Annotated in this window: 21 protein-coding genes and 1 tRNA gene; 11 read left to right on the plus strand and 11 right to left on the minus strand. The window is 73.2% G+C overall.

All coding sequences use genetic code 11. The annotated features are described in order from the left end of the window. Nucleotides 1-29: 29 nt before the first annotated feature. Entirely contained in the window at nucleotides 30-1,601 is a 1,572-nt protein-coding gene (locus ACZ42A_RS04385) for a carboxylesterase/lipase family protein (RefSeq protein WP_468525611.1), read from the plus strand. A 56-nt stretch (nucleotides 1,602-1,657) separates the two neighbouring features. Here the strand turns inward: ACZ42A_RS04385 and ACZ42A_RS04390 are convergent, their stop codons facing one another. The 8 genes from ACZ42A_RS04390 to ACZ42A_RS04425 form a co-directional block, all read right to left on the minus strand. Next, complete coding sequence (locus tag ACZ42A_RS04390) at nucleotides 1,658-2,575, minus strand: TauD/TfdA family dioxygenase (protein ID WP_468525612.1); 918 nt, start codon at nucleotides 2,573-2,575, stop codon at nucleotides 1,658-1,660. Between the two features lie 97 nt (nucleotides 2,576-2,672). After that, on the minus strand, nucleotides 2,673-4,259 hold the full coding sequence (locus ACZ42A_RS04395) for an AMP-binding protein (protein ID WP_468525613.1): 1,587 nt from the start codon (nucleotides 4,257-4,259) through the stop codon (nucleotides 2,673-2,675). Further along, complete coding sequence (locus ACZ42A_RS04400; protein WP_468525614.1) at nucleotides 4,246-4,884, minus strand: thermostable hemolysin; 639 nt, start codon at nucleotides 4,882-4,884, stop codon at nucleotides 4,246-4,248. The genes ACZ42A_RS04395 and ACZ42A_RS04400 overlap by 14 nt, the downstream gene beginning before the upstream one ends. 23 nt (nucleotides 4,885-4,907) lie before the next feature. Then, nucleotides 4,908-6,290 (minus strand): aspartate aminotransferase family protein, encoded by a 1,383-nt coding sequence (locus ACZ42A_RS04405; RefSeq protein ID WP_468525615.1) that lies wholly within the window; start codon nucleotides 6,288-6,290, stop codon nucleotides 4,908-4,910. Beyond that, the gene (locus ACZ42A_RS04410; RefSeq protein ID WP_468525616.1) at nucleotides 6,287-7,528 is read right to left on the minus strand and encodes an aminotransferase class III-fold pyridoxal phosphate-dependent enzyme; all 1,242 of its coding nucleotides are present in this window, start codon (nucleotides 7,526-7,528) and stop codon (nucleotides 6,287-6,289) included. The genes ACZ42A_RS04405 and ACZ42A_RS04410 overlap by 4 nt, the downstream gene beginning before the upstream one ends. Before the next feature lie 196 nt (nucleotides 7,529-7,724). Beyond that, a complete protein-coding gene (locus ACZ42A_RS04415) occupies nucleotides 7,725-8,957 on the minus strand; it encodes a CynX/NimT family MFS transporter (RefSeq protein ID WP_468525617.1) in 1,233 nt (410 codons plus the stop codon). Nucleotides 8,958-9,465: 508 nt separating this feature from the next. Further along, nucleotides 9,466-10,146, minus strand: a complete 681-nt coding sequence (locus ACZ42A_RS04420) for a class I SAM-dependent methyltransferase (RefSeq protein WP_468526133.1) — start codon at nucleotides 10,144-10,146, stop codon at nucleotides 9,466-9,468. 153 nt (nucleotides 10,147-10,299) lie between these two features. Next, nucleotides 10,300-10,373 (minus strand) — tRNA-Pro (locus ACZ42A_RS04425). Nucleotides 10,374-10,471: 98 nt separating this feature from the next. On the opposite strand from ACZ42A_RS04425, the gene ACZ42A_RS04430 reads away from it, so the two are divergent. Together ACZ42A_RS04430 and cobF are read left to right on the plus strand one after the other, a co-directional pair. After that, nucleotides 10,472-11,014: a DUF309 domain-containing protein gene (locus ACZ42A_RS04430; protein ID WP_468525618.1), complete on the plus strand. Its 543-nt coding sequence runs from the start codon at nucleotides 10,472-10,474 to the stop codon at nucleotides 11,012-11,014. Between the two features lie 63 nt (nucleotides 11,015-11,077). Beyond that, on the plus strand, nucleotides 11,078-11,851 hold the full coding sequence (gene cobF / locus ACZ42A_RS04435; RefSeq protein WP_468525619.1) for a precorrin-6A synthase (deacetylating): 774 nt from the start codon (nucleotides 11,078-11,080) through the stop codon (nucleotides 11,849-11,851). A gap of 26 nt (nucleotides 11,852-11,877) precedes the next feature. Here the strand turns inward: cobF and ACZ42A_RS04440 are convergent, their stop codons facing one another. Beyond that, nucleotides 11,878-13,080, minus strand: coding sequence for a L,D-transpeptidase (locus ACZ42A_RS04440; protein WP_468525620.1), 1,203 nt, complete (start codon nucleotides 13,078-13,080; stop codon nucleotides 11,878-11,880). 246 nt (nucleotides 13,081-13,326) lie between these two features. On the opposite strand from ACZ42A_RS04440, the gene ACZ42A_RS04445 reads away from it, so the two are divergent. The 6 genes from ACZ42A_RS04445 to ACZ42A_RS04470 all read left to right on the plus strand — a co-directional run bounded on the left by ACZ42A_RS04445 (nucleotide 13,327) and on the right by ACZ42A_RS04470 (nucleotide 20,079). After that, entirely contained in the window at nucleotides 13,327-14,514 is a 1,188-nt protein-coding gene (locus ACZ42A_RS04445) for a lipid II:glycine glycyltransferase FemX (protein WP_468525621.1), read from the plus strand. Continuing rightward, nucleotides 14,439-16,178 carry a murein biosynthesis integral membrane protein MurJ gene (gene murJ, locus ACZ42A_RS04450; RefSeq protein WP_468525622.1) on the plus strand — a complete coding sequence of 580 codons (1,740 nt, stop codon included), beginning with the start codon at nucleotides 14,439-14,441 and terminating at the stop codon, nucleotides 16,176-16,178. Before ACZ42A_RS04445 ends, murJ begins: the two co-directional genes overlap by 76 nt. Nucleotides 16,179-16,199: 21 nt before the next feature. Next, complete coding sequence (locus ACZ42A_RS04455; RefSeq protein ID WP_468525623.1) at nucleotides 16,200-16,883, plus strand: response regulator; 684 nt, start codon at nucleotides 16,200-16,202, stop codon at nucleotides 16,881-16,883. A gap of 206 nt (nucleotides 16,884-17,089) precedes the next feature. Next, nucleotides 17,090-18,520: an ATP-binding protein gene (locus ACZ42A_RS04460; RefSeq protein WP_468526134.1), complete on the plus strand. Its 1,431-nt coding sequence runs from the start codon at nucleotides 17,090-17,092 to the stop codon at nucleotides 18,518-18,520. A 14-nt stretch (nucleotides 18,521-18,534) separates the two neighbouring features. Then, nucleotides 18,535-19,167 carry a hypothetical protein gene (locus ACZ42A_RS04465; protein ID WP_468525624.1) on the plus strand — a complete coding sequence of 211 codons (633 nt, stop codon included), beginning with the start codon at nucleotides 18,535-18,537 and terminating at the stop codon, nucleotides 19,165-19,167. Nucleotides 19,168-19,224: 57 nt separating this feature from the next. Beyond that, nucleotides 19,225-20,079 (plus strand): hypothetical protein, encoded by an 855-nt coding sequence (locus ACZ42A_RS04470; protein WP_468525625.1) that lies wholly within the window; start codon nucleotides 19,225-19,227, stop codon nucleotides 20,077-20,079. Here the strand turns inward: ACZ42A_RS04470 and ACZ42A_RS04475 are convergent. Continuing rightward, nucleotides 20,051-20,812 carry a cobalt-precorrin-6A reductase gene (locus tag ACZ42A_RS04475; protein WP_468525626.1) on the minus strand — a complete coding sequence of 254 codons (762 nt, stop codon included), beginning with the start codon at nucleotides 20,810-20,812 and terminating at the stop codon, nucleotides 20,051-20,053. The genes ACZ42A_RS04470 and ACZ42A_RS04475 overlap by 29 nt on opposite strands. A 107-nt stretch (nucleotides 20,813-20,919) precedes the next feature. Between ACZ42A_RS04475 and ACZ42A_RS04480 the strand changes: the two genes are divergently transcribed. Beyond that, nucleotides 20,920-21,396 (plus strand): DUF6174 domain-containing protein, encoded by a 477-nt coding sequence (locus ACZ42A_RS04480; RefSeq protein ID WP_468525627.1) that lies wholly within the window; start codon nucleotides 20,920-20,922, stop codon nucleotides 21,394-21,396. A 162-nt stretch (nucleotides 21,397-21,558) separates the two neighbouring features. On the opposite strand, the gene ACZ42A_RS04485 is transcribed toward ACZ42A_RS04480, so the two are convergent. Beyond that, on the minus strand, nucleotides 21,559-21,981 hold the full coding sequence (locus ACZ42A_RS04485) for a PaaI family thioesterase (RefSeq protein ID WP_468526135.1): 423 nt from the start codon (nucleotides 21,979-21,981) through the stop codon (nucleotides 21,559-21,561). Between the two features lie 79 nt (nucleotides 21,982-22,060). Here ACZ42A_RS04485 and ACZ42A_RS04490 point away from each other — a divergent pair, with 79 nt between their 5' ends. After that, nucleotides 22,061-22,510, plus strand: a complete 450-nt coding sequence (locus ACZ42A_RS04490) for a MarR family winged helix-turn-helix transcriptional regulator (protein ID WP_468525628.1) — start codon at nucleotides 22,061-22,063, stop codon at nucleotides 22,508-22,510. The last annotated feature ends 12 nt before the right edge of the window (nucleotides 22,511-22,522 follow it).

Genomic DNA, 22,522 nt, shown 5'->3' on the forward strand with positions numbered 1-22,522 from the left:
CCACCCGACCGACAGGAGACAGAGGATCCATGCGCGCTGCTGACGCCGCCCCGGCGACCACCCGGATCGAGACGGAGGTGTCGGACGGTCCCGTCGTGGGCCGGCTGGAGGGACCGGACGGCGGCGTGGCGGCGTACCGCGGCGTTCCGTACGCGGCCCCGCCCGTCGGCCCGGACCGCTTCGCCCCGCCCCGCCCCCACCCCGGCTGGACCGAACCCCTGCGCGCGGACGGCCCGGTGGGCACCGCGCCGTTACAGCTTCCCTCCCCCTTCGCCGCGTTGATGGGCGACCCGGTCGACCCGCCGCAGACGGAGGCCTGTCTGACGGTCAACGTGTGGGCCCCCGCCCGCGGTGAGGGGCCCCGCCCGGTGCTGGTGTGGCTGCCCGGCGGCAGCTTCCTCACCGGTGGCGCGGACCTGCCACGCTACGACGGCGCGGAGCTGGCGGCGCAGGAGGGGATCGTCGTCGTCCTCGTCAACTACCGCCTCGGTGCGCTGGGTTTCCTCTCCCCGTCGTGGGCGGAGCCGGCCACGGTCGAGGGCACGGGCACCTCCCTGTCCTTCCGTACGCCCCCGGGGACGACCCATGTCACCAACGCCGGGCTCCTCGATCAGATCGCGGCCCTGAGCTGGGTCAAGCGGGAGATCCACGCCTTCGGCGGCGACCCGGACCGTATCACCGTGGTCGGCCAGTCGGCGGGCGGCCAGTCCCTCGCGGCGCTGCTCACGCTGCCCCCGGTGCGCCCGCTGTTCCGGCGCGCCGCCCTGCACAGCGCGCCCCTCGGCATGCCGCCGCTGACCCGCGAGGAGGCGGCGCGCACCGCCGACGACTTCCTCGCCGCGCTGGACGGCGACGACCCCCGGTCGGCGTCCGGCGAACGGCTGCTGCGCGCCCAGCGGCACCTCCTCACCCGGCCCCGGCCGCGCGGGGACGTACGGCCGCCGTTCCAGCTCGTCGCCGACGGCACGGTGGTCCCGGCCGATCTGCCGCGCGCCCTGCGCCACGCGCCCCCGCCGGACGGTCTGGACCTGCTCGTGGGCGTCACCCGGCACGAGTGCGCCCTGTGGTACGGGATGGACCCGGCGACGGCGGCGATGACGCCGGACGAGATCGCGACGGAGTTCGCCGCCGTGTTCGGCGCCCGTGCCGAGGAGGCGCTGCCGCACTACGCGTCCGGTGCCGCGCTGCCGGTGGCCTTCGAGGAGCTGAAGACCGACGCGTTCTTCACCGCTCCCGCCGAGGAGTTCGCCGGCCTGGCCGACGACTGGGGGGCGGCCGTACGGCTGTTCCGCTTCGACTGGCGGGTGCCCGGCCGCAACGCGGGCCTGCGGGCCTGCCACTGTGCGGAGATCCCGTTCCTGCTGGGCCGCCCGGAGGCCCGCGAGGCTCCGTTCTTCGCCGACGCGGACCAGGAGGAGCTGGCGGCGCTGCGGGCCCGGGTGCGGCGCCTGTGGGGAGAGTTCGTACGGTCCGGGGCGCCGGCTGCCGACTGGCCGCCGTCCCGCCGGGAACGGCCCGCGGTCCGGGTGGTCGGCGGCGAGCGCGACGGCGAGCTGCTGGTCTCGCTGCTGGAGCCGGGGCGGCAGCGCTTCTGGGACTGACGGCACACGAAGGTGCCGCCGGGGAATCCCGGCGGCACCTGGTCGCTGAGGCGTCGTCAGACGGTCAGCAGGACGCGGTCGAGGTCGCTCTGGGCGTTGTAGATGGTGCGCTCGGGGTCGGTGATGGCGCGGCGGCCGTGCATGACCCGGGTGTTGTCGATCAGCGCGACGTCGCCGTCGGTCCAGTCGAGTTCCTCGGTGAGGTCCTCGGTGACGCTCTCCACCTCCTTGAGGATGTGGACGGGGATGTCCCGGCCGTCGGCGAAGGTGATGCGCGGCTTCTCGTAGTGGTTGGAGGGGCCGAGGATGCTGTTGGCGAAGGCCAGCCGCTCGTCGAAGAGGGTGCCGTGCGCCGCGGAGACCCGGTACGCGTAGTGGATCGAGCCGTCGTCGAGCAGGTCGATGGTGGTCTCGCCGGGCCCGCCGGCCAGCTCGCGCAGCTGGTCGACGGTGACCGAGGCCGCGTCGGAGGCGCCGAGGTGGAAGGCGGCGAAGGCCTTCCACTTGGCCTCCTCGACCCGCCGGCTGTAGACGATCTCGTGCTCCCGGAACAGGCCGCGGGCCTCCTCGCTGAGCGCGTCCCACACCCGGTAGCCGTCGCACACGGTCGTCTGCGAGCCGGACGTGGCGGCCTTCTCGCAGAAGAACCAGGTGAGGGTGGGCGCGAACGGGCTGTTGCCGTTCTCCAGGTGCAGGCCGACCGCGTCGTATCCGGCGTCCACCTTCTGCGCCGTGGAGCCGCCGTGGAAGGAGCGGGCCGGGTCGAGGGTGACCCGCTCGGAGTGGGCGCCGACGAACGCCGAGAACTGTTCGAGGTCCGGCCGGAAGCCGCGCAGCAGCAGGAAGCCCGCTTCGCGAAGAGCACCGGTCACCTGCCCGGGCCGCAGGCTGCCGAGGGTCGTGCCCGGCTCGGCCGGGGTCAGGAGCAGGCCGGTGCCGGAGCCGTAGGAGGTCACACGCGCATGGTCGATCATGGTTTCTCCTCGGAGTGTCGGAAACGTGTCACAACAGGGGGAGCTGCCGGATATGCGCTGCCGCGTCGGTCGCCGTGAGCGGCGCGGCGGGGAACCGTCAGCCGAAGCGGCCGGCCGTGACCGCCGTCTGCACGGCGGAGCGGCGGGGCCGTCCGGTGACGGTGAAGAACTCGGCGTGCAGGGACTCGTCCGCCGGGACCAGATGAGCGACCTCGACGCGTTCCACGTCCGAGAGCCGTTCGCGGCCCAGCGCGTCGAGTTCGGCCCGCACGGAGTCGAGCGGGGCCTTCGGGTCGACGAGGAACAGGCCGTGCAGGGCGGGCAGTCCGTCGCCGACGACCGCGACGGCCAGGACGGCGGGGTGGGAGCGGTACTGGGCCTCGACCCACTCGGGCGCCACGTTGCGGCCCGCGGCCGTGATGATGACGCTCTTCTTGCGGCCCTTGATCCAGATGTAGCCGTCCTCGATGTCGGCGAGGTCGCCGGTGTGCAGCCAGCCGTCCTCGTCGACCTCGCACCCGGACGGATCGTCGCCGCCCTTGTAGCCCGCGAACAACGAGGTGCTCCTGACCAGCAGTTCACCGTCGGGCGCGGTGCGTACCCGGACGTGGGCGAGCGGGGTGCCGACGCTGCCGAGCCTGCGGGCGGCCGGGGTGTTCCAGCTGACCACGGAGCTGTTCTCGCTGAGCCCGTACCCCTCGTACACGGTGATGCCGTGGGCGTCGAGGCGGCGCAGGGTGTCGGCGTCGACGGGGGCGCCGCCGCAGCACACCAGCGGGGCCTCGGGCCGCCCGAACAGGGCGGTGACGGGGTCGCGCCGGTCGGCGCGGGCCGCGTCCGCCGCGGTCAGCATGGCCTCGGCGAGGGCGGGGGTGACGACGAGCGCGGTGGGGTTGGCGGCGCGGATGTGCGGCAGCACCGCCTGCGGGGCGAACGAGGAGGTGCCGACCAGCGGGACCTCGGGCGGCAGCAGGACGACCGTGCCGCCGTCGCACACCACCAGGTAGACGGCGGTGACCTGTTCGATGAGCAGGCTCATCGGCACCAGCGAGAGATAGCGGCGGTAGGCGCCGTCCGGCATCGCCGTGCGCAGCGAGCCGATCAGCTCCTCCAGGGCGGCCTCGCGGATGCACACGCCCTTGGGCCGTGAGGTGGTGCCCGAGGTGTGGATGATCTTGCAGAGGCGTTCGCCGGCGTCGAGGTCCGTGAAGAGCGGGTCGTCGCCGTCCGGCACCTGGTCGATGTCGAGCAGGCGCAGCTCGGCGTCCGGGGGCAGCACCTGCTCAAGACCCCACTCGGCCAGCCGCGCCGCGCCCGCCGCGTCGGCGAGGCAGACATCGATGTCCGCGAGCAGGGAGGCCGCCTGTTCGGCCGTGAACGCCAGCGGCACCACCACCTCGGCGCCGCCCGCGCCGAGGATCGCGAAGTCGGCGACGAGGAACTCCGGCCCGTTGGCGGTCACCACGCCGACCTGGAGCTGGCCGGGGTCGGTGGGATCGCCGTCCGGGCGGGGCCCACGCGGTCGTACGGCGTGCTCGCGCAGGTCGCCGGCGACGGCCGCGGCGGCGCCGACGACGCGCCGGTAGGAGTAGGAGCGGGCGACCGAGCCGTCGGGGGCGAGGACGTCGACCAGCGGGCGGTCGTCCTCGGCCAGGGAGGTCAGGCTCTTCTTAAGCGTGCGCACCGGACACCTCCTGGGCCGTGCCGACGAGGGTCCGCACGGCGAGTTCGACGAAGTTGTAGCGGCCGGTCAGGCTGTTGATCAGGTGTCCGATGCTGTCCAGCGGCACCACGCCGGTGGTGGGCGACCGGTCGTAGTACGTGCCCCAGCTCGCCCGCGCGGCATCGTCCATCCAGTCGGTGGTGGCCTGCAGCAGCGGCAGGAAGGGCACACCCGCGCCGGCCATGGACCGCTCCACCTTGTCGGTGACCGTGGCCAGGATGAAACGTTTCCCCTGGCACCAGGCGATGATCGGCAGCAGCCGGATCAGCTCGCCCCCGGCGCCGCCGGAGCCCGCCAGCGGGCCCACCTCGACGACCTCGCCGCGCTCCGGGGCGACCTCCGCCACCGACGCCAGCACCCGCTCCACGGGATCCCCGAGGTAGTTCTCCGAGAAGAAGCCCTCCGGGCGCGGCCCGGTCAGGCCGGCGCAGGCGACGATCGGGCCGCCGGCGCTCTCACGGACCGTCACGAAGCGGTCCGGGCTGGGCGCGGTCGTCGCGCCGTACGCCTTCCGGTAGCTGTTCTGGGCGAACGTCCGCGCCTCGAACCACTCGGACGTGCCGGACTCCGCGATGGCTATCTCCATGTGAATCCCCCCTGTCGGCGCGGTCACCAGTTCACTTCGAGGTCGGAGTGCATCAGCCTCAGCACCAGCGGCGGCGGCAGCCGGTACTGACGGCGCAGCAGCCAGGTGATCCGGCGCATCAGCCAGGCCGGCCGCCGGTCCAGCCACGCCAGCGACTCCTCCAGCGCGGCCAGGACGCGCTCGATGTCCGCTTCCGAGACCGTCAGCGGGGGGTAGAAGCGCAGCACGGGCTGGTCCATCTGCTCGTTGAGCGAGTGGCCGAGGTGGATGCCCCGGGCCGCCATCTGCATGGAGATCAGGTTCTCCACGGACGGGTTGCGGGTGCGCAGCCCGGTCATCAGACCGATGCCGGGGGCGTCGACCAGGTGCCGCGGATGCTTGCGCACCGCCCGCCTCAGGCCTTCGCGCAGCGCCCGTCCGACGGTCTCGGCGCGCTCGGGCAGGTTCTTCTCCCGGACCTCGCGGATGGTGGCCGCGGCGGCGGCCATGGACAGCGCGGACACGGCCGTACCGTCCAGAACACCCGGATACCACTGCGGGGACCGCCGGGCCTCCCCCAGCACCTCCTCGGTCATGGCGACGACGGCGACGGGCACGAAACCGCCGGTGAGCGCCTTGGACAGCAGCATGATGTCGGGCCGCACACCGGAGTGCTCGACGGCGAACATCGTCCCGGTCCGCCCGAACCCGGTCTGGATCTCGTCGGCGACGAGCAGGGTGCCGGTGTCGCGGCAGGCCTTGGCCACCTCGGGCAGGAAGTCGGCGGGCGGCACCCGCAAGTACGCGCCGCCAAGCACCGGTTCGACGTAGACGGCGGCGACGTCACCACCCTGGACTGCCTCGCGTACGGCCCGGGCGTCGCCCGGCGCCACGATCACCAGGTCCTCGTCGGCGGGCGTGAAGTCGTCCCGGTGCTCGTGCTGGCCGAGCACGGTGAGGGCGCCGAGGGTCTTGCCGTGGTAGCCGCCCTCCACGATGACGATCTTCCGTCGGCCGGGCCGGGCCAGGTAGGCGGCGCGCAGGGCGATCTCGGAGATCTCGGCTCCGGAGCAGCCCAGCGAGAACTCGGTGAGCCCGGCGGGCAGGATCTCCGTCAGCAGGCCGAACAGGTCGGCGGTCGCCGGGTGGACGGTGCCCGGCACCAGGGCCGGCGCGGTGTCCAGGGCGTCCAGGACGGCCGTACGAACCGCGTCGTTCTGGTGGCCGACGAGGAAGACGCCGTAGCTGCCGGCGAAGTCCAGGGCTCGGGAGCCGTCCTCGGCGAACACCTCGGTGCCGCGGGCGTGCGACTCCAGCTGCCGACCCGCCGCGGCCATCATCAGCGCGGCGGTGGGGTTCCAGTGGCGGCCCAGCGTGGTGAGGACCTGCTGCCGGTCCAGGGCCGCCACCGCGGTCGCGGTGCTCATCGTCCGGCCTCCTCGGTGTCGAGTGCCTTCAGCGCCTCGGCGAGCCGCTGCAGGATCTGGTCGGTGTCCTCCCGGTCGGCGGTCAGCGGCGGAGTGAGGGTGACCAGCCCGTCGGCCGGCTCGCGAACGAGCACGTCCCGGGCGGCCAGCTCGTCGGCGAGCCGCCGGGCGGCACCGGTGTCCGGGGTGCGAACCCACAGCAGGGACCCGTCCGCGTGCAGCTCGAGCGACCCCGGCAACTGCTCGCGCAGCCGGAGCGCCGCCTGCTCGAACTCCCGCTGCCGGGCGGCGAGATCGTCGCTGACCACGGCGTCCAGTACGGCGCTCACGGCCGTCGCGGAGAGCGGGTTCGCGCCGAAGGTGGAGCCGTGCAGGCTGGGGTTGCGGCGGCCGTAGACCCGGTCGTAGGCGGCCCGGGTCATCACCGAGACCCCCACGGGGACGGCATCGGCGCCCAGCGTCTCGCCCAGCACCAGAACGTCCGGGAAGATGCCCAGTGCCCCGGTGCCGAGCGGGCGGCCGAGCCGTGCCGGGGCGGTGCGGCGCTCGTCGAGGACGAGCAGCGCGCCGGTGCGGTGACAGCGCTCCCGCAGCGCCACCCACCAGTCGTGGGTCAGCCGGCGGAGCGGACGGCCGGGCGCCGCCGGGGCGATCACCACCGCCGCCACCGACTCGTCGACCTGCTCCAGCAGTTCCTCCGGCGCGTCCGCGGAGACCGTACGGGGCCGCAGCGGCGCCCCCGGCAGCACGGCGCTCCCCCGGCCGAGCGACCGGCCGTGGCTGAGGGCACCGAAGTCCTCGCCGCGGATGCCGAGCGCGTACGGGCGGTCCGGATGGGTGCCCTTGGCCAGCTTGAACGCCGAGTCCAGCGCCTCGTCACCGCTGTTGCAGAGATACGACACGGACAGCGGCCCCGGGCAGAACTCCGCGAGCGCCGCCACCGCCCCGGCCAGCGGACGGCTGACCAGGATCCGGCTGGACAGCGCGACCCGGCGGGCCTGGTCGGCGATGGCGGCCCGGACCCTCGGGTGGGCGCCGCCGAACCCGCCGCTCGCGGCGTCCAGCAGCACCCTGCCGTCCCGCGTCTCGATCCGGGCACCCTGCTGCCGGGCCACGACGGGCACCGGCCGGCCGGAGGACGCGGTGGGGGCCGAGTCCCGGATCAGGTGCCGGTGGACGACGGCCACGGGATCGGCCGGGCCGGCCACGCCCACATCGGGTAGATCTGCTTGTTTCATCTTCTCTTTCCCATCGGACGGTTACCAAGCGGGTGCCGGGCAGCACGAGTTCCTGGGTCGGGTCGGCGTGGTGCACGGCCGGGACGGGTCTAAGGGGTGTGAAGACGTGCAGGTGGTGAGGCGAGCGGCGGTGCGGCTTGACGCTGCGGGCCAGGCTCAGCGCTTGAGGGACGGCATCAGCGCTCGAGGGACAGAATCAGCGCTTGAGGGAGAGGGTCGCGTCACGCCCCGCGCCGAGCCCGATGACGGCCATGAGCACACAGAGCCCGACGAGGACCGCCAGGGGCACGCCCCAGCCGCCCGACAGCTGGTGCAGCGCACCGACGCCGAACGGCCCGGCCGCGGCCAGCGCGTAGCCGACGCCCTGCGACATGCTGGACAGCCCGGCGGCACTGTCGCCGTCACCGGCGCGCAACCCGATGAGGGTCAGCGCCAGACTGAACGCGGCGCCGCCGATGATGCCGAGGACCAGCGCCCACAGCCAGATGGTCCACATCGGCGCGACGACCACGCCGATCAGCCCCACCGCGGTGCCGAGCGAGACGACCACACAGAAGCCCCGCTGCCCGCGCCCGCCCCGGTCGACGAAGAACGGGACGACCATCGATCCGGCGGCCTGCAGGAAGGTGATCGCCGACATCATGTACCCGGCGGCCTCTTCACTCATCCCGCGGTCGACGCAGATGGCGGGCAGCCACCCGAAGATCACATAGGCGAGCAACGCCTCCAGCCCCACGAAGGCGGTGACGAGCCAGGCGAGCCGGTCCCGCAGCAGGGGCCCGACGGAAGCCCGCCGTCCCTCGCTGCCGGCGACCCGGCGCATCCCGAACGGCAGCCAGGCGACGATGCCCACCACGACGGGCACGGCGAGCAACCCCAGCGATCCCCGCCAGTCCGTGTCGACGACGTCCTCCAGCGGGATCACCGCACCGGCCGCGGCGGCACCGCCGAAGGTGAGGGCCATCGTGTAAGTGGCCATCATCAACGGGACTTTGTCGGGGAACTCACGCTTGATCAGACTGGGCAGTACGACATTGGCCACGGCGATCGCACCGCCGATCACCACCGTGCCGACGTACAGCAGCGCGGTCGGATCGAGCAGCCGCACCAGAATCCCGGCCAGCAGCACGGGCAGACACCCGAGCAGCACCCGGTCCTCGCCGAACCGGTGCCGCAGCGCCGGCCCCAGCCCCGCGAACACCCCCAGACACAGCACCGGCAGCATGGTCAGCAGCCCCGCCCCGGTACCGGACAGCCGCAGATCCTCCTCGATCTGCGGAAGCAACGGCCCCAGACTCGTGATCGCCGGGCGCAGGTTGAGCGAGACAAGGATGATTCCGGCGATCAGACCGGCCTTGCGCGCGGTGCGCGCCCCGGGCGCCGGGAGGACCGGCGCGAGACCTGGTACAGGGCTTGATTGTTGAGTCACCGAACTTCTTCCTTCCCTCGCTGGCGAGGGCCTGATAGCGCTCTCTCATTGCCGACTCAACGATCATCGCGGGCGGTGTGGGCGCGCCCATCCCGTGAACGCGTATACGGTGCGGGGCATCCCGTAAGTACGTGATCCGCCGACCCGAACAGTTCTGGAGTCGCCCCGTGGACAACAACCAGTGGTTCGTCGTCGAGGACCCTCAGGAGGACGGCGAGGAGCCCTGGGACTTCGACGCGGGCGAACTCGACTTCATCGCGGCCCTGCAGGCCCGGGCCGCTTCCTGGAGCGTGCCGTTGGCCCACAGCGGCGTCGGTCGCCCCGAGGACGACTCATCGCTAAGGCGGTGTCGACCACAGCCTCGCCCCCGCGTCGCACACGGGTTGGCGCGTCCCCCGTGTCCACCACGACCGCTGTGCCCTGGTCCGCGGCGCAACGCGACCGCAGAAGGGCCCTCACGCGCCGCTTTGTCCTCAGGAAAGCTGAGCCGGAAGCGGCGCGAACGGAGTCACAGCCCTGTCTCCCCTCTCGGCAGGTGCTGGGTGACGCGCCACAGGCGGCGGGGCAGATCTCCCTCCTCGAAGGCATGGATCTCGTCCAGGACCCAGCCCTCGGCGAGGGCGTCGACCAGGTCGCGGGGGAAGAAGTGCACGGCGAAGCCACCGTGCTCGAAGATGTCGTCTCCATGGGCGATGCCTGTGTTGTAGTGGGCATCGCCGGTGTGCCGGGCGGTGTACACCAACACGCCACCGGGGCGCAGGACGCGGCGGACCTCGGCGACCGCCGCGTGGATCTCCTCGGTGGACAGGGCCATGCACAACAGCATGTGCGCGAAGACCGCGTCCACCGAGGCGTCCGGCAGCGGCAGTGGCTCACGGACGTCGTGCACAGCGGTGGTCACCCGCTCCGCCACACCCTGGGCACGAGCGGCTTCGCGCAGCTGATCCAGGCCGACGCGGCTGAAGTCGGTGGCCTGGACGGTGAAGCCCTCGCGGGCGAAGTAGAGCGTGTCGCGGCCGTGGCCGGCGCCCAGTTCCAGGATCTCTTCGGCGCCCGCCCTTCGAAAGACGCCGGCGGCGTGGACGGCCGGAGCGGAGGGCTCCCCGCCGTACATGGCCGGATGCGTGGCGTACGTGTCCTGCCAGTGACGCTGCTGCGCCTCCCCGAGATCCCGCCCGTCCTCCACCATGTCGTCCGAGTCCCTTCGGAATCCGCCTGCCGGCCTCATGGTCTCGAGGATCACGCAGTCGGCGGCGGGGACCGACGCTCCGAAACGACGGAGGGCCCCGCTCCACCGAAGTGGAACAAGGCCCTGACCTGGGAAGACATCCCAGGCACTCTGTCGGGACGACAGGATTTGAACCTGCGACCCCTTGACCCCCAGTCAAGTGCGCTACCAAGCTGCGCCACGTCCCGATGCGCCGTCCCGCGGTGACCCGCGTGATCGCGCGGACAGAACTTTACCCCACCGGCCCGGCGACGCCGAAGGGGGCACCGGGCGGGACAATCGTCGTATGGGTGGAACGGGACGCGGAAGCAGCACGTCGCGGGATCGGGACGTGGAGGGGCGCGCGCGGAATGCGCGGCCGCGGGACGGGCTCGGGCGGCCGTTGCCGTACGGGGCCGAGGGGGTGAAGCGGCAGCCCGAGGGGGTCGTACGGACGCCCGAGGAGTCCGTGGCCGAGGCGCAGGCGCTGCTGGACGCGGGGAAGCCGTTCCACGCGCACGAGGTGTTCGAGGACGCCTGGAAGTCGGGGCCTGACGAGGAGCGCGCGCTGTGGCGGGGCCTGGCCCAGCTCGCCGTGGGGCTCACGCACGCGGCCCGCGGCAATGTGACCGGCGGTGCGCGGCTGCTGCGGCGGGGCGCCGGAGCCGTGGAGGAATGGGCCGCGGCGTCCGGGCGGCCGGGGGCGTACGGCATGGATCTCGCGGGCGTCGTGGCATGGGCGCGGGAGCTGGCGGATGTCGTGGAGGCCGGGGCCGACGGGTCCGACGGGGTCGGCGGCGCCGCGGTGGTGGACGCGCGGGCGCGGGCGCCTCGGCTGTACGGACAGTGACGGACGGGCCGTGATCGCCCGGGCGGTGATCCCGTTGTCAGTGGCGTACGGCAGACTCGGGGCGTGCGAAAGATTCATGTCATCGGTATCGGCGCGGGCGACCCCGAGCAGCTGACCCTCCAGGCGGTCCGGGCGCTGCGCGGCACGGATGTGTTCTTCCTGCTGGACAAGGGCGAGGTGAAGTCGGACCTCACCCGGCTGCGCCGGGACATGCTGGAGACGCACATACCGGAGGGCACGTACCGGGTTGTGGAGGCCCGCGACCCCGAGCGGGACCGCCGCGCGGGCGGTGCCGGGTACTCGCCGGCCGTCGGCGACTGGCGCAGCGCCCGCGCCGACATCTACGAGCGGCTCATCCTCGACGAGCTGGGCGAGGACGAGACCGGCGCGTTCCTGGTGTGGGGCGACCCGTCGTTGTACGACAGCACGCTGGGCATTCTGGAGGAGGTGCTGGGGCGGGGTGCGGTCGCCTTCGAGAGCGACGTCGTGCCCGGGATCAGCAGTGTCTCCTCGCTGGTCGCCCGGCATCGCACCGGGCTGAACCGGGTGGCCGGTTCGGTGCAGATCACCACCGGGCGGCGGCTGGCCGAGGGCTTCCCGGAGGGGGTGGACGACGTGGTCGTGATGCTCGACGCCCACCAGACCTTCCGGAAGTACGCCGACCAGGACATCCACATCTACTGGGGCGCCTACCTCGGCACCCCGGACGAGATCACCGTCTCCGGACCGATCGCCGAGGCCGCCCCGCGCATCGAGCGCCTGCGGGCCGAGGCCCGGGAGCGCAAGGGCTGGATCATGGACACCTATCTGCTGCGTCGCAATCCGGCACAGGGCTAGTCGGGACCCGTCGGGCGCGCTCGCGCTCAGCGCAGTGCGCTCCGCTGCTGCCACTCGCTCCACGACAGGTTCCACTCGCCGAAGCCGTTCTCCGGCGCGACGACGCCCTTGGTGTCCTTGCCGGTGATCTCGAACGGGTCGCCGGGCCGCACCTGGTCGTAGAACCAGGCCGCGTCCGCGTCGCTCATCCCTATGCAGCCCGAACTGCGGTTGGCCTTGCCGAAGTAGGCGGCGTTCCACGGGGCGGCGTGCGCGTACATGCCCGACCAGGTCAGCCGCATCGAGTAGTCGACCATCTTGTCGTAGGCGTCGCCGAGACCGACGGTCTCGGAGTTCATGTTGATGGTTCCCTCCTTGGCCATGAGGACGGCGGTCCCGCGCCAGGAGCGCTTGTCGCCGCCGGGCGTGCCGCCGGAGATGGGGATGTTCCGGACGGTCTTGCCGTCGCGGACGAGCGTCAGCCGGTGGCGGTCGAGGTCGACCTTGACGACCTGCTGTGCGCCGATGGTGAAGGTGGTCGTGTAGTCGCGGACGAACCAGCCGCCGTCGCCCGAGTCGGTGCCGTTCAGTTCGGCGTTCAGGGTGACCTTGGTCCCGGGCTTCCAGTACGTCTTGGGCCGCCAGTCCACCCGGTCCCGGCCCGACCAGTCGCGCATCCAGCCCCAGGAGCCCTCGGTGCCGTTCGAGGTGGTGATCTTGAGCTGCTTCTCGACCTCGGCCCGGTTCTTGACCGGGTTGTCGAAGACGAGCGAGATCGGCTGGGCGATCCCGACGGTGGTGTCGGTGCCGGGTCGCCAGTCGACCTTGTTGACCTTGTCCGCCGGGGCCGTGGCGAAGGAGGCCCTGGCGGTGCCGGCGGTGCCGCCCTCCGTCCGGGTCGCCGCCGTGACCGCGTACTCCGTGCCGGGGACGGCCTTGCGGTCCGAGATCCACGTCCTGCCGTCGGGAGCGATCTTGCCGCCGAGTCCGCGGCCCTTGGCGTCGGTGACGGTCACCGAGGTGAGAGTGCCGCCCGCCGCGGTGACCTTCACCGGCTCCCCGGCGGTGGCCTGTCGTCCCGTGGGGGTGACCTTGACGGTGACGGGACGGCCCCCGTCCTTCTCGCCCTTGCCCGCGTCCGCCGTGCCGGCGGGAGCGGAGTTCGCGGAACAGGCGGCGAGCGGCGCCAGCAGGGCCGCGGCGACGGCGGTACGGACCAGGGTGCGGGCGCGTACGGGTGTGCGAGGCAACAGAACCTCCGTGAGGAACAGGCGGAAGAGGCTGATGGGGGCGTTCCCGGCAAAGAAGGACCGGACCGCCGATGTCATGACTCTAGAACCGCGGAAGCCCAGGTCAGCGGAGTCAGGGCCAATGTGACGGCGACTGGTGAGGAACGGTCATGGTCCTGTCACATTCGCCGCTCGGGACGGTCATGGGCGGCTGTGAGCATCCTCCGCGTCCCCGCGACAGCCCGGGGAGAAGGAGAGGCTCACACCGTGTCAGCGCTGCTCGTTCCGCCCGGCCGCCCTCGTGAGAAGCACATCCGGCTGGGACCCGTCACCGCCGGGGCCTACCGCGCCTTCCTCGCCTCCCCCGGCGGCGCGGCGCTCGGCGCCGGCTTTCTGCAGTGCCCGTCCTGGGCCGACGTCAAGGAGGGCTGGCGCGCCCGGTTGCTCGGCTGGGGACCGGATCCGGAAGCCGGCGAGCTGACGGGCGTCGCCCTGGTGCTGCTGCGTCAGTTTCCCGGCACCCGCAAGTACTTCGCCTACCTTCCCGAAGGGCCCGTCGCCGACTGGGCGGACCCGGACATCGACCGCTGGCTCGCCCCGCTGCTGGAGCATCTGCGCCGCGCGGGCGCCTTCGCCGTACGCATCGGCCCCTCGCCCGCGTACCGGCGCTGGGACGCCGCCCTGCTGAAGTCGCTCACCGGCCCGGGCAGACGGCTGGCCGACGTCCTGGCCAGCGAGGTCGACCCGCTCGGCACCGCCGTCGCCGAACGGCTGCGGGCCCGTGGCTGGCGCCGCTGCGGCGGTGACGGGACGGGGGACGACGGGGACGCCCAGCCGCGCCACGTCTTCCGGGTGCCGCTCGCCGGACGCGGCACCAAGGACCTGTGGTCCGGGCTCAACCAGGAGTGGCGGCGCAATGTCCGGCGCGCCCAGAGGGAGGGTGTGGAGGTCGTGGTGGGCAGCGCGGCCGAACTGCCCGAGTTCTACCGGCTGCTGCGCATCACCGAGGAGCGCGACGGTTTCCGGCTCGGCCGCTCGCTCGCCTACTACGAGCGTCAGTACGCGGCGCTCAACGCGGAGGAGCCGGGCCGGATGAAGCTCTATCTCGCCCGCCACGGCGGGGAGATCCTCGCCGCCCACACGATGATCACGGTGGGCCGCAGGGTCTGGTACCAGACCGGCGCCTCGGCCGACCACCGCCGCGAGGTCCGGCCCTCCAACGCCCTGCAGTGGCGGATGCTGCTGGACGCCCACGCCCTCGGCGCTGACGTCTACGACATGCGCGGGGTACCCTCCACTCTCGATCCTGACGAACGTGCGTACGGACTGCTGCGGTGGAAGCTCGGCACCGGCGGACAGGTCGTCGAGACGTTGGGGGAATGGGAGAAACCGTTGGGCGGCACCGCCAACCAGACGCTGTACCGCGCCTTCCAGGCGTACCTGAACCGCCGGTGAGGCCGACGACGGAGACGGCCGCGGAGCGTGAGGGTGCCGGTGCCGCGGGCGCGCGTGCCGTTGCCGGCGAGGCCGGGAAGCCGGTGTCCGCGGCGCGCAGCAGTGCCGTCATGGCCGCCGGCTCGCTCGTGTCCCGGGGCACCGGTTTCGCCCGGTCGGCCGTGGTCGCCGCGGCGATCGGCACCATCGGGCCGACCGCCGACGGCTACGCGGTCGGCAACTCCCTGCCCACCATCGTCTACATGCTGCTCCTCGGCGGCGCGCTGAACGCCGTCTTCGTGCCCGAGCTGGTCAAGGCCGCCAAGGAGCACGCCGACGGCGGCACCGCCTACACCGACCGGCTCGTCACGGTCTGCGTCGTCGCCCTGCTGGCGATCACCGCCGCCGCGGTGTGGGCGGCGCCCGCGATCGTCGACGCGTACACCGACTACGGCGGTGAACAGGCGGCGATGACGACCGCGTTCGCCCGCTACTGCCTGCCCCAGATCTTCTTCCTCGGACTGTTCACGCTGCTCGGGCAGGTGCTCAACGCGCGGGGCCGGTTCGGCGCGATGATGTGGGCGCCGGTCCTCAACAACGTCGTCGTGATGACCGTCTTCGGTCTCTATCTGGGCCTGGCCCCGGGCGGCGGGGACACGCTCACCGCGGGCGAGACCGCGCTGCTCGGCTGGGGCACGACCGCCGGCATCGCCGTGCAGGCACTCGCCCTCGTCCCCGCCCTGCGCGCGGCCGGTTTCCGCTGGCGGCCGCGGTTCGACTGGCGGGGCAGCGGACTGACCCGCCCGCTGCGGTCGGCCGGCTGGCTGGTGCTGCTGGTCCTCGCCAACCAGGCCGCCTACTGGGTCACGACCCGGCTGGCCACCACCGCGGGCCTCGACGGCGGTCCCGGCTTCAGCGCGTACAACAACGCCTACGCCCTGTGGGTCGTCCCGCACGGCATCATCACGGTCTCCCTGGTGACCGCGCTGCTGCCGCGGATGAGCGCGGCGGCCGCCGACGCGGACACCGCGGCCGTGCGGCGCGACGTCTCGCACGCCCTGCGCGCCTCGGCCGCCGCCGTCGTACCCGCCGCCTGCATGCTGTTCGCCCTCGCCGGGCCGGTGACGGCCCTCGTCTTCGGTCATGGCAGGACCAGCGCGGACGACACGGCAGCCATGGCCGGGATCCTCATGGCCTTCGCGCCCGGTCTTGTCGCCCTGTCGGGCCAGTACGTGCTGTCCCGGACCTTCTACGCGCTCTCCGACACCCGTACGCCCTTCCTGCTCAACCTGGTGATCGTCGCCGTCAACGCGGGCCTGTCCGTGGCCGCCGCGCAGCTGCTGCCGGCCCGCTGGGCCGTGACGGGGATGGCGGCGGCGTACTCGCTGGCGCTGTGCGCGGGCTGGGCGGTGACGGGCCGGGTGCTGAGCCGCCGGCTGGCCGTCGCCCGGCCGTGGCGGTCGTCCGCCGTCGCGGCGCACGCCCGGCTGCTGCTGGCCGCCGTACCCGCCACCCTGCTGGGCCATCTGGCGGCCTCGGGCGCCGCGAGGGCGGGAGACCTGGCCGCCGCGGCCGCCGGAGCGGCCGTCGTCGTGCTGACCTTCGCGCTGCTCGCCCGTCCGCTGCGGCTCACCGAACTCGACGCGCTCATCTCGGGTGTACGCCGGCGAGTGGCCCGGCGCTGACCACCACCAAGGAGAATGTTGATGCCCCGCGTACTCCTCATAGAGGACGACCCAGCCGTGCGCGAAGGAGTCGAGCTCGGTCTGCGCCGCCGCGGCCACGAGGTGCGGTCGGCCGCGACCGGCGAGGCCGGACTCGCCGCGCTCGGCGAGTTCCGCCCCGATCTGTTGCTGCTGGACCTGATGCTGCCCGGGATGAACGGCGTCCAGGTCTGCCGGCGCGTCCGCGAGGACAGCCAGCTGCCGATCATCATGCTCACCGCGCGCGGCGACGACTTCGACGTGATCGTGGGCCTGGAGGCGGGCGCCGACGACTACATCGTCAAGCCCGCGCGTCCCGAGGTGATCGAGGCCCGTATCCGCGCCGTGCTGCGCCGTATCGAGGACGTCGGACCGGGACGGCCGGCCACGGAGGTCCACGGCGACCTCACCATCGACCGGGTCGGACTGACGGTCACCAAGGCCGGCAGGCGCCTCGCGCTCGCGCCCTCCGAGCTGAAGCTCCTGCTCCATCTCTCCGCCGCCCCGGAGCAGGTGTTCAGCCGCCAGCAACTCCTCGAGCACGTCTGGGAGCACAGCTACCACGCCGACGCGCGCCTGGTCGACGCCTGCGTCCGCCGCCTCCGCAACAAGATCGAGGACGAGTCCGGCACTCCCCGCTACGTCCAGACCCTGCGGGGCTTCGGTTACCGCTTCGGGCCGCTGTGAGCGGGGGGATCGACGTCGGTGGGGTGCGCCGCGGCACGACCACGGCGGCCGAGGCGTACGGCGACCCGGCCGACCGCGGCGGCGAGGCCGACGGGGCCCCGGCTCCCGACGGCCACGCGCCGGAGCACGACGGCGGGCGGCCCTCCGCCGCCCGGCGCCGGGCCGCGAGCCGACGGCGGTCGGCGCGGCGAGCCCGGGCCTTCGGGCTGCGCACCCGGCTGGTCCTGGCGTTCCTGCTGGTCGCCGCGGTCAGCGCCGGCACCACCGCCGCGCTGACCTACCGCGAGGCACGCAACGCCCTGCTGAAGACCGCGCAGGACACCGCGGTCTCGTCGTTCCGCGACCAGGTCCAGCAGACCGGCTTCGTGCTGCCCGTGCAGGAGGAGGGGCTGGAGGAGGTCCTGCGCGACATCGCCCGCAAGGGCAAGCCGCATCCCTGGGTGGTGTTCGCCGAGTACGGTTCGATCCGCGCCTCCTCCGGCACCAGCCCCGTCTCCACCGTCATCACCCCGGAGCTGCGCCGCGCCGCCCGGGCGAATCCGCACGGCAGCTTCGAGCGGGTCGTCAAGGACGGCGTCCCCTACCTGACCATCGCCATGCCCACGGTCTTCCGGACCGGCCCGGAGGGCGTCCTGCCCACCCGGCTGATCCTCTACGCCGTCATGCGGATGACCGACGAGCAGGTCAACGTGGACGCGCTGCTCACCGCCGCCCGCGACGGCGCCCTGCCCGGCCTGGCCATCGCCCTGCTGCCCGGCCTGCTCGCCGCGCGCAGCGTGCTGCGTCCGGTGCGGGAACTGCGCCAGGCCGCCCAGAGCATGGGCAGCGGCAGGCTCGACACCCGCATCCAGGTGCGGGGCGGCGACGAGCTGGCCGAACTCGCCCACACCTTCAACGAGTCCGCGGGCAAGCTCCAGCACTCCGTGCGGGAACTGCGCCGGGCCGAGCAGCGCGCCCGCCGCTTCGCCTCCGACGTCTCCCACGAACTGCGCACCCCGCTGGCCGGGATGCTGGCGGTCACCGAGGTCCTCGACGAGGACGCGGGCGGGCTGGACCCCGACACGGCCCGGGCTGTCCGGCTGATCAGCGCCGAGACCGGAAAGCTCGCCGTGCTCGTCGAGGACCTGATGGAGATCTCCCGCTTCGACGCGCGCGCGGCCGAGCTGCACACCGACGAGATCGACGCGGCCGAGGCCATCCGCAAGACCCTGGAGAGCCGGCACTGGACGGACGGCCGGGTCCGCACCGAACTGCCCGAGGGCATCCGCGCCCGGCTCGACCCGCGCCGCTTCGACATCGTCGTCGCCAACCTGGTCGGCAACGCGCTGCGGCACGGCGGCGCGCCCGTGACCGTACGACTGCGCGTCGAGGCGCGCTCCCACGGTGTGCCGGTGCTGGTCACCGAGGTCGCCGACAGCGGACCCGGCATCCGGCCCGAGGTGCTGCCGCACATCTTCGACCGCTTCTACAAGGCCGACGCGGCCCGTACCCGCTCGGCGGGCAGCGGACTGGGACTGGCGATCACCCTGGAGAACGTCAGGCTGCACGGCGGGACGATCCGCGCGGGGAACCTGCCCCGTGGCGGTGCCGTCTTCACCGTCGAGATACCGCTGCACGCGGAGGGGGACGGCGGATGAGGCGGGGGCGGCGGATGAGACCGGGGCGGAGGCGCCTCCCGGCGGTCGCCGCCGCGCTGCCGGCGGCGACCCTGCTGCTCGGCGGCTGCGGCATCCAGGAGACCGACGTGATCGAGGCGGGCGGCCCCGCCACCGTCCAGGCCTTCGTCAATCCCGGCTACGACGCGCTGCTGTTCTTCCGCTCGCCCGACGGAGACCTGAGTCCCGTGATCCGGACCTTCGAGCCGTCGGGCTCGTTCGGGGCCGGTTACCAGGAGGCCGAGGGCCCGGCTCGGCCGGCCCCGACGGAGCACGTGATCGCCGAGCTGCTCATCGGACCGGGGAAGACCGACAAGGCCGCCGGGCTGAGCACCTCGCTCCCCCGGGTGTCCGCCGGCACCGTCGGGGTCAAGGCCTCCCGGAACGGGGAGGTCCTGATGGGACTTCCCGTGGCCCTGGACGGACTTGACGAAACCGCTCTGCGCCAGTTGATCTGCACGGCCGCCTACAGCCAGGACCGCGACGGCCGGGCCACGGTACGGATGACGGGCACGGACGGCGTGTCGGCGTCCGGCACCTGCGACCTGGACGTCAACGCGGACTCCGCTCCCGTGGCCGTCGAACCCCTGAACCGGAGCGAGGGGCCGGCGCTGACCGGGGCGCGGTGAACGGGAGGGGCGTTGTCAGTGGGGGGTGCTTCACTTGATCCAACGGCTCGAGGAGCGGTGCGCGAGGGGGGTCCGGCGATGGGCGACGGCCTGGAGTGGATCGAGAAGTACGGCGCGGTGGAGGGGTATCACCTGACGTTCGCGCAGGGCATGTCGGCGCGGGACCTGGTCGTCCGTCTGGGCGCCCGGCCCGAGGAGGCCGACGCGCCGCGCAGCACGGCGGAGATGCGCCGGCTGCTGCACGAGAAGGTGCCCTGGCAGGACACCCCGCCGGACCTCGCCACGTTCGGCGAGTGCGGCGGCTGGGCGTTCGCCCTGGAGCCGCCGACGGCGCCGGTCCGCCCCGACCGCCTCGGGGAGGAGGCTCCCCGGATGCCGGTGGGCACCCGCTCCATGACGATCCTCGACACCACGATGGACCCGCCCCAGATCGTCTACGCGGTCGACGGCACCACGGTGTGGCAGTACCACGAGGGCGTCACCTACACCTACGTGCCCGGTCATACGGAACGGCTCGACGCGCGGCTGGTCGAGGCGCGTGTGGCGGTGCCGGAGGAGGGGGATTCCGACTGGGCGGCCGATGAGGAGGAGTACGTCGACCGGGAGCCGCGGCTCTTCCGGATCCTGGCGGAGTACTTCGGCCTGCGCCTCCCGACGGACGCCCTGCGCGACGAGGTGCTGCCCGCCGTGTTCACCGAGCCGCGCCTGCTGCGCATCCCCCGCTACGACCCGGCCCCCGGCCCGTACGCGCCCTGTGCCCACTGCGGCGGCACCATGCGGCTCGCCTCCGCCGAGTGGGGACCCGGCGCGTCCCTGGTGGTCTGCGAGCGCTGCGACGAGAGTCGGGCGCAGGAGGCGCCCCTGAGGGAGATCGAGGAGATACCTAACCCCGCGTACCGTCACCTGGACTGAGCCCCAGCCAGGCGAGCGCTTCCGGTACGCCGGGGACCACGGTCACACCCTCGGGCAACGGCGGCCGCCGTACGACCAGGACGGGCAGCCCCAGTTCACGCGCCGCCGTGAGCTTGGCGGCGGTTGCCTCTCCCCCGCTGTCCTTCGTCACGAGTACGTCGACCCGGTGCTCGCGCAGCAGTGCCAGCTCGTCGGCCACGGTGAACGGCCCGCGCGCCAGCAGCTGGGTCATGTCGGACGGCATCGGCGGCTCGGCGGGCTCCACGGACCGTACGACGAAGTGCAGCCGGTCCAGGTGCGCGAAGGCCGCGAGGTCCATACGGCCGGTGGTGAGGAAGACCCGGCGGCCCAGGTTCGGCAACAGGTCCGCGGCCGCGGTCAGTGAGCCGACCAGATGCCAGCGGTCGAGGGGGCCGGGGCGCCAGCCCGGCCGGCGCAGCACCGCCAGCGGCAGCCCGGTCGCGGCCGCGGCCCGCGCCGCGTTGGCCGTGATCGTCTCGGCGAACGGGTGGGTGGCGTCGACGACGGCGGCCACGTCGTGGGCGCGCAGCCAGTCGGCCAGCCCCTCGGCGCCGCCGAAGCCCCCGACCCGCACGTCCCCGGCGATCGCTCCCGGCCGGGTCACCCGCCCCGCCAGCGAGGTGGTCACCCGTGTCCCGTGGCGCGCCGCCAGCTCGGCGGCGAGGCGACGGGCCTCGGTGGTGCCGCCGAGGACCAGGACGTGGCGGGACATGGCGCCGAGCGTATCGAACGTCTGACGGCCCGGCGGCGTCACAGTGGTGCCGCCGTCACGCCCGCCGTGGCCACGAGCACACGGCCCGTCCGTCGAAAGGAACCACCATGCCCACGCCGGCCCTCCTCCGCCGCACCGCCGCGCTCCTCCTGGCCGGCGGCCTGCTCACCCTGGCCACCGCCTGCGGCGACGACACCCCCGCCGCCACCGCGGCCGCCAAGCCGAAACCCCCCGCCTGGACGGAACCCGCCGCCTACACCTACACCCTGACGTCCGGCGAAGGAGAGCGGGCCCTCATCGGTACCTTCCGAGTGACCGTCCGCGACGGCAAGGTGACCGACGCCGTCGGCCTCGACGACAGCGCCCGACGCGTGGTCGACCGACTCCCCGACCAGATACCCACCCTGGGCGACCTGCTGCGCGAACTCGACAAGGCCCGACAGGACGACGCGGACACGGCGGAGGCGGACTACGCCACCGACGGCCACCCCGTACGCATCTCACTGGACTGGGACGCCAACGCCCTGGACGACGAGGCGGAGTACGTGATCAGCGAGTACGAGCCTGACCCCGCCGCCGACTGACGGCATTGGAGCCCCGGCAGCAGGGTGGAGTGGCGTGCGCCCGGCATGGAGCGGAGAAGGGCGAAGTGGCGGTCCGCCACCTTCTCCGGCGACCTGGAGGCGATTCAGGGCTTCATCGAGGCTTACGGCGCTCACAACTTAGACGGTTCGCCTGAGTCGCCGTCAGGTGCCGTTCGGCACGGCGATGGTGCCCTGGGCGACCGCGCACAGGGTCTCGGTGCCGGTGTCGTCGACGGTGGTCAGGTCGCAGCGGCAGACGACGCGGGTGCGGCCGGCGCGGATCACCCGGGCCTCGGCGCGCAGCAGGGTGCCGACGGCGGGGCGCAGGTAGTCGATGGTGTAGCCGGAGGTGATGAGGCGGGGGCCGGCGACGGTGCCTGCGGCGAAGGTGAGGGCGTTGTCGGCGGCGTAGCCGAGGACGCCGCCGTGCAGGAAGCCGTACTGCTGCCGCAGGTCCTCGCGGACGTCCAGCTCGAGGGTGGCCGCGCCGTCGCCGAAGGCCACCAGGCGGGCGCCGAGGAGCTTGCTGAAGGGCTGGTCGGCGAGCACCTGTTGGGCGGCCGCGAGATCCGGGGTGCCGTTCACTTCCCACCTCACCGTCAGGCTCACTTCACTAGTGAAGTGAGGCTCCCGCGCGGCCGTGTCTTCTGTCAAGATCCCTTCCATGAGCCGGCCCGCCGAACCCCCCGCCGATCCGTCCGATCCGCGTCTGTTCTTTCTGCTGCAACGTGCCGCGCACCGGCTGCGGACGGACGCCGACCGGCGCTGTGTGGCCGCCGCCGGGGTCACCACGGCGCAGCTCGGCGCGCTGTTCGCCGTACAGGACGAGCCGGGGCTCACCCAGCAGCGGCTCGCGGGGGTCCTCGGGCTGCGGGAGTCTGCGGTGACGGGGCTGGTCGCCCGGCTGGTCAGGGCGGGGCTGCTCGTGAAGCGGGCGCATCCGCGGGAGCACCGGGCCGTGGTGCTGGAGCTGACCGAGGACGGTGTCGCCGCGTTGCGCGCCGCGCGGCCGGAGATCGACCGTTTCAACGGGGAGCTGCGCGCGCTGCTCGGCGAGCAGGGGTTCACCCGGACGGCCGCCGCGCTGCACCTCCTCGCCCAGTGGGAGTCGTGACGGCTCCCCGGA

It is taken from the genome of Streptomyces sp. NPDC030838 (genome assembly GCF_055572035.1).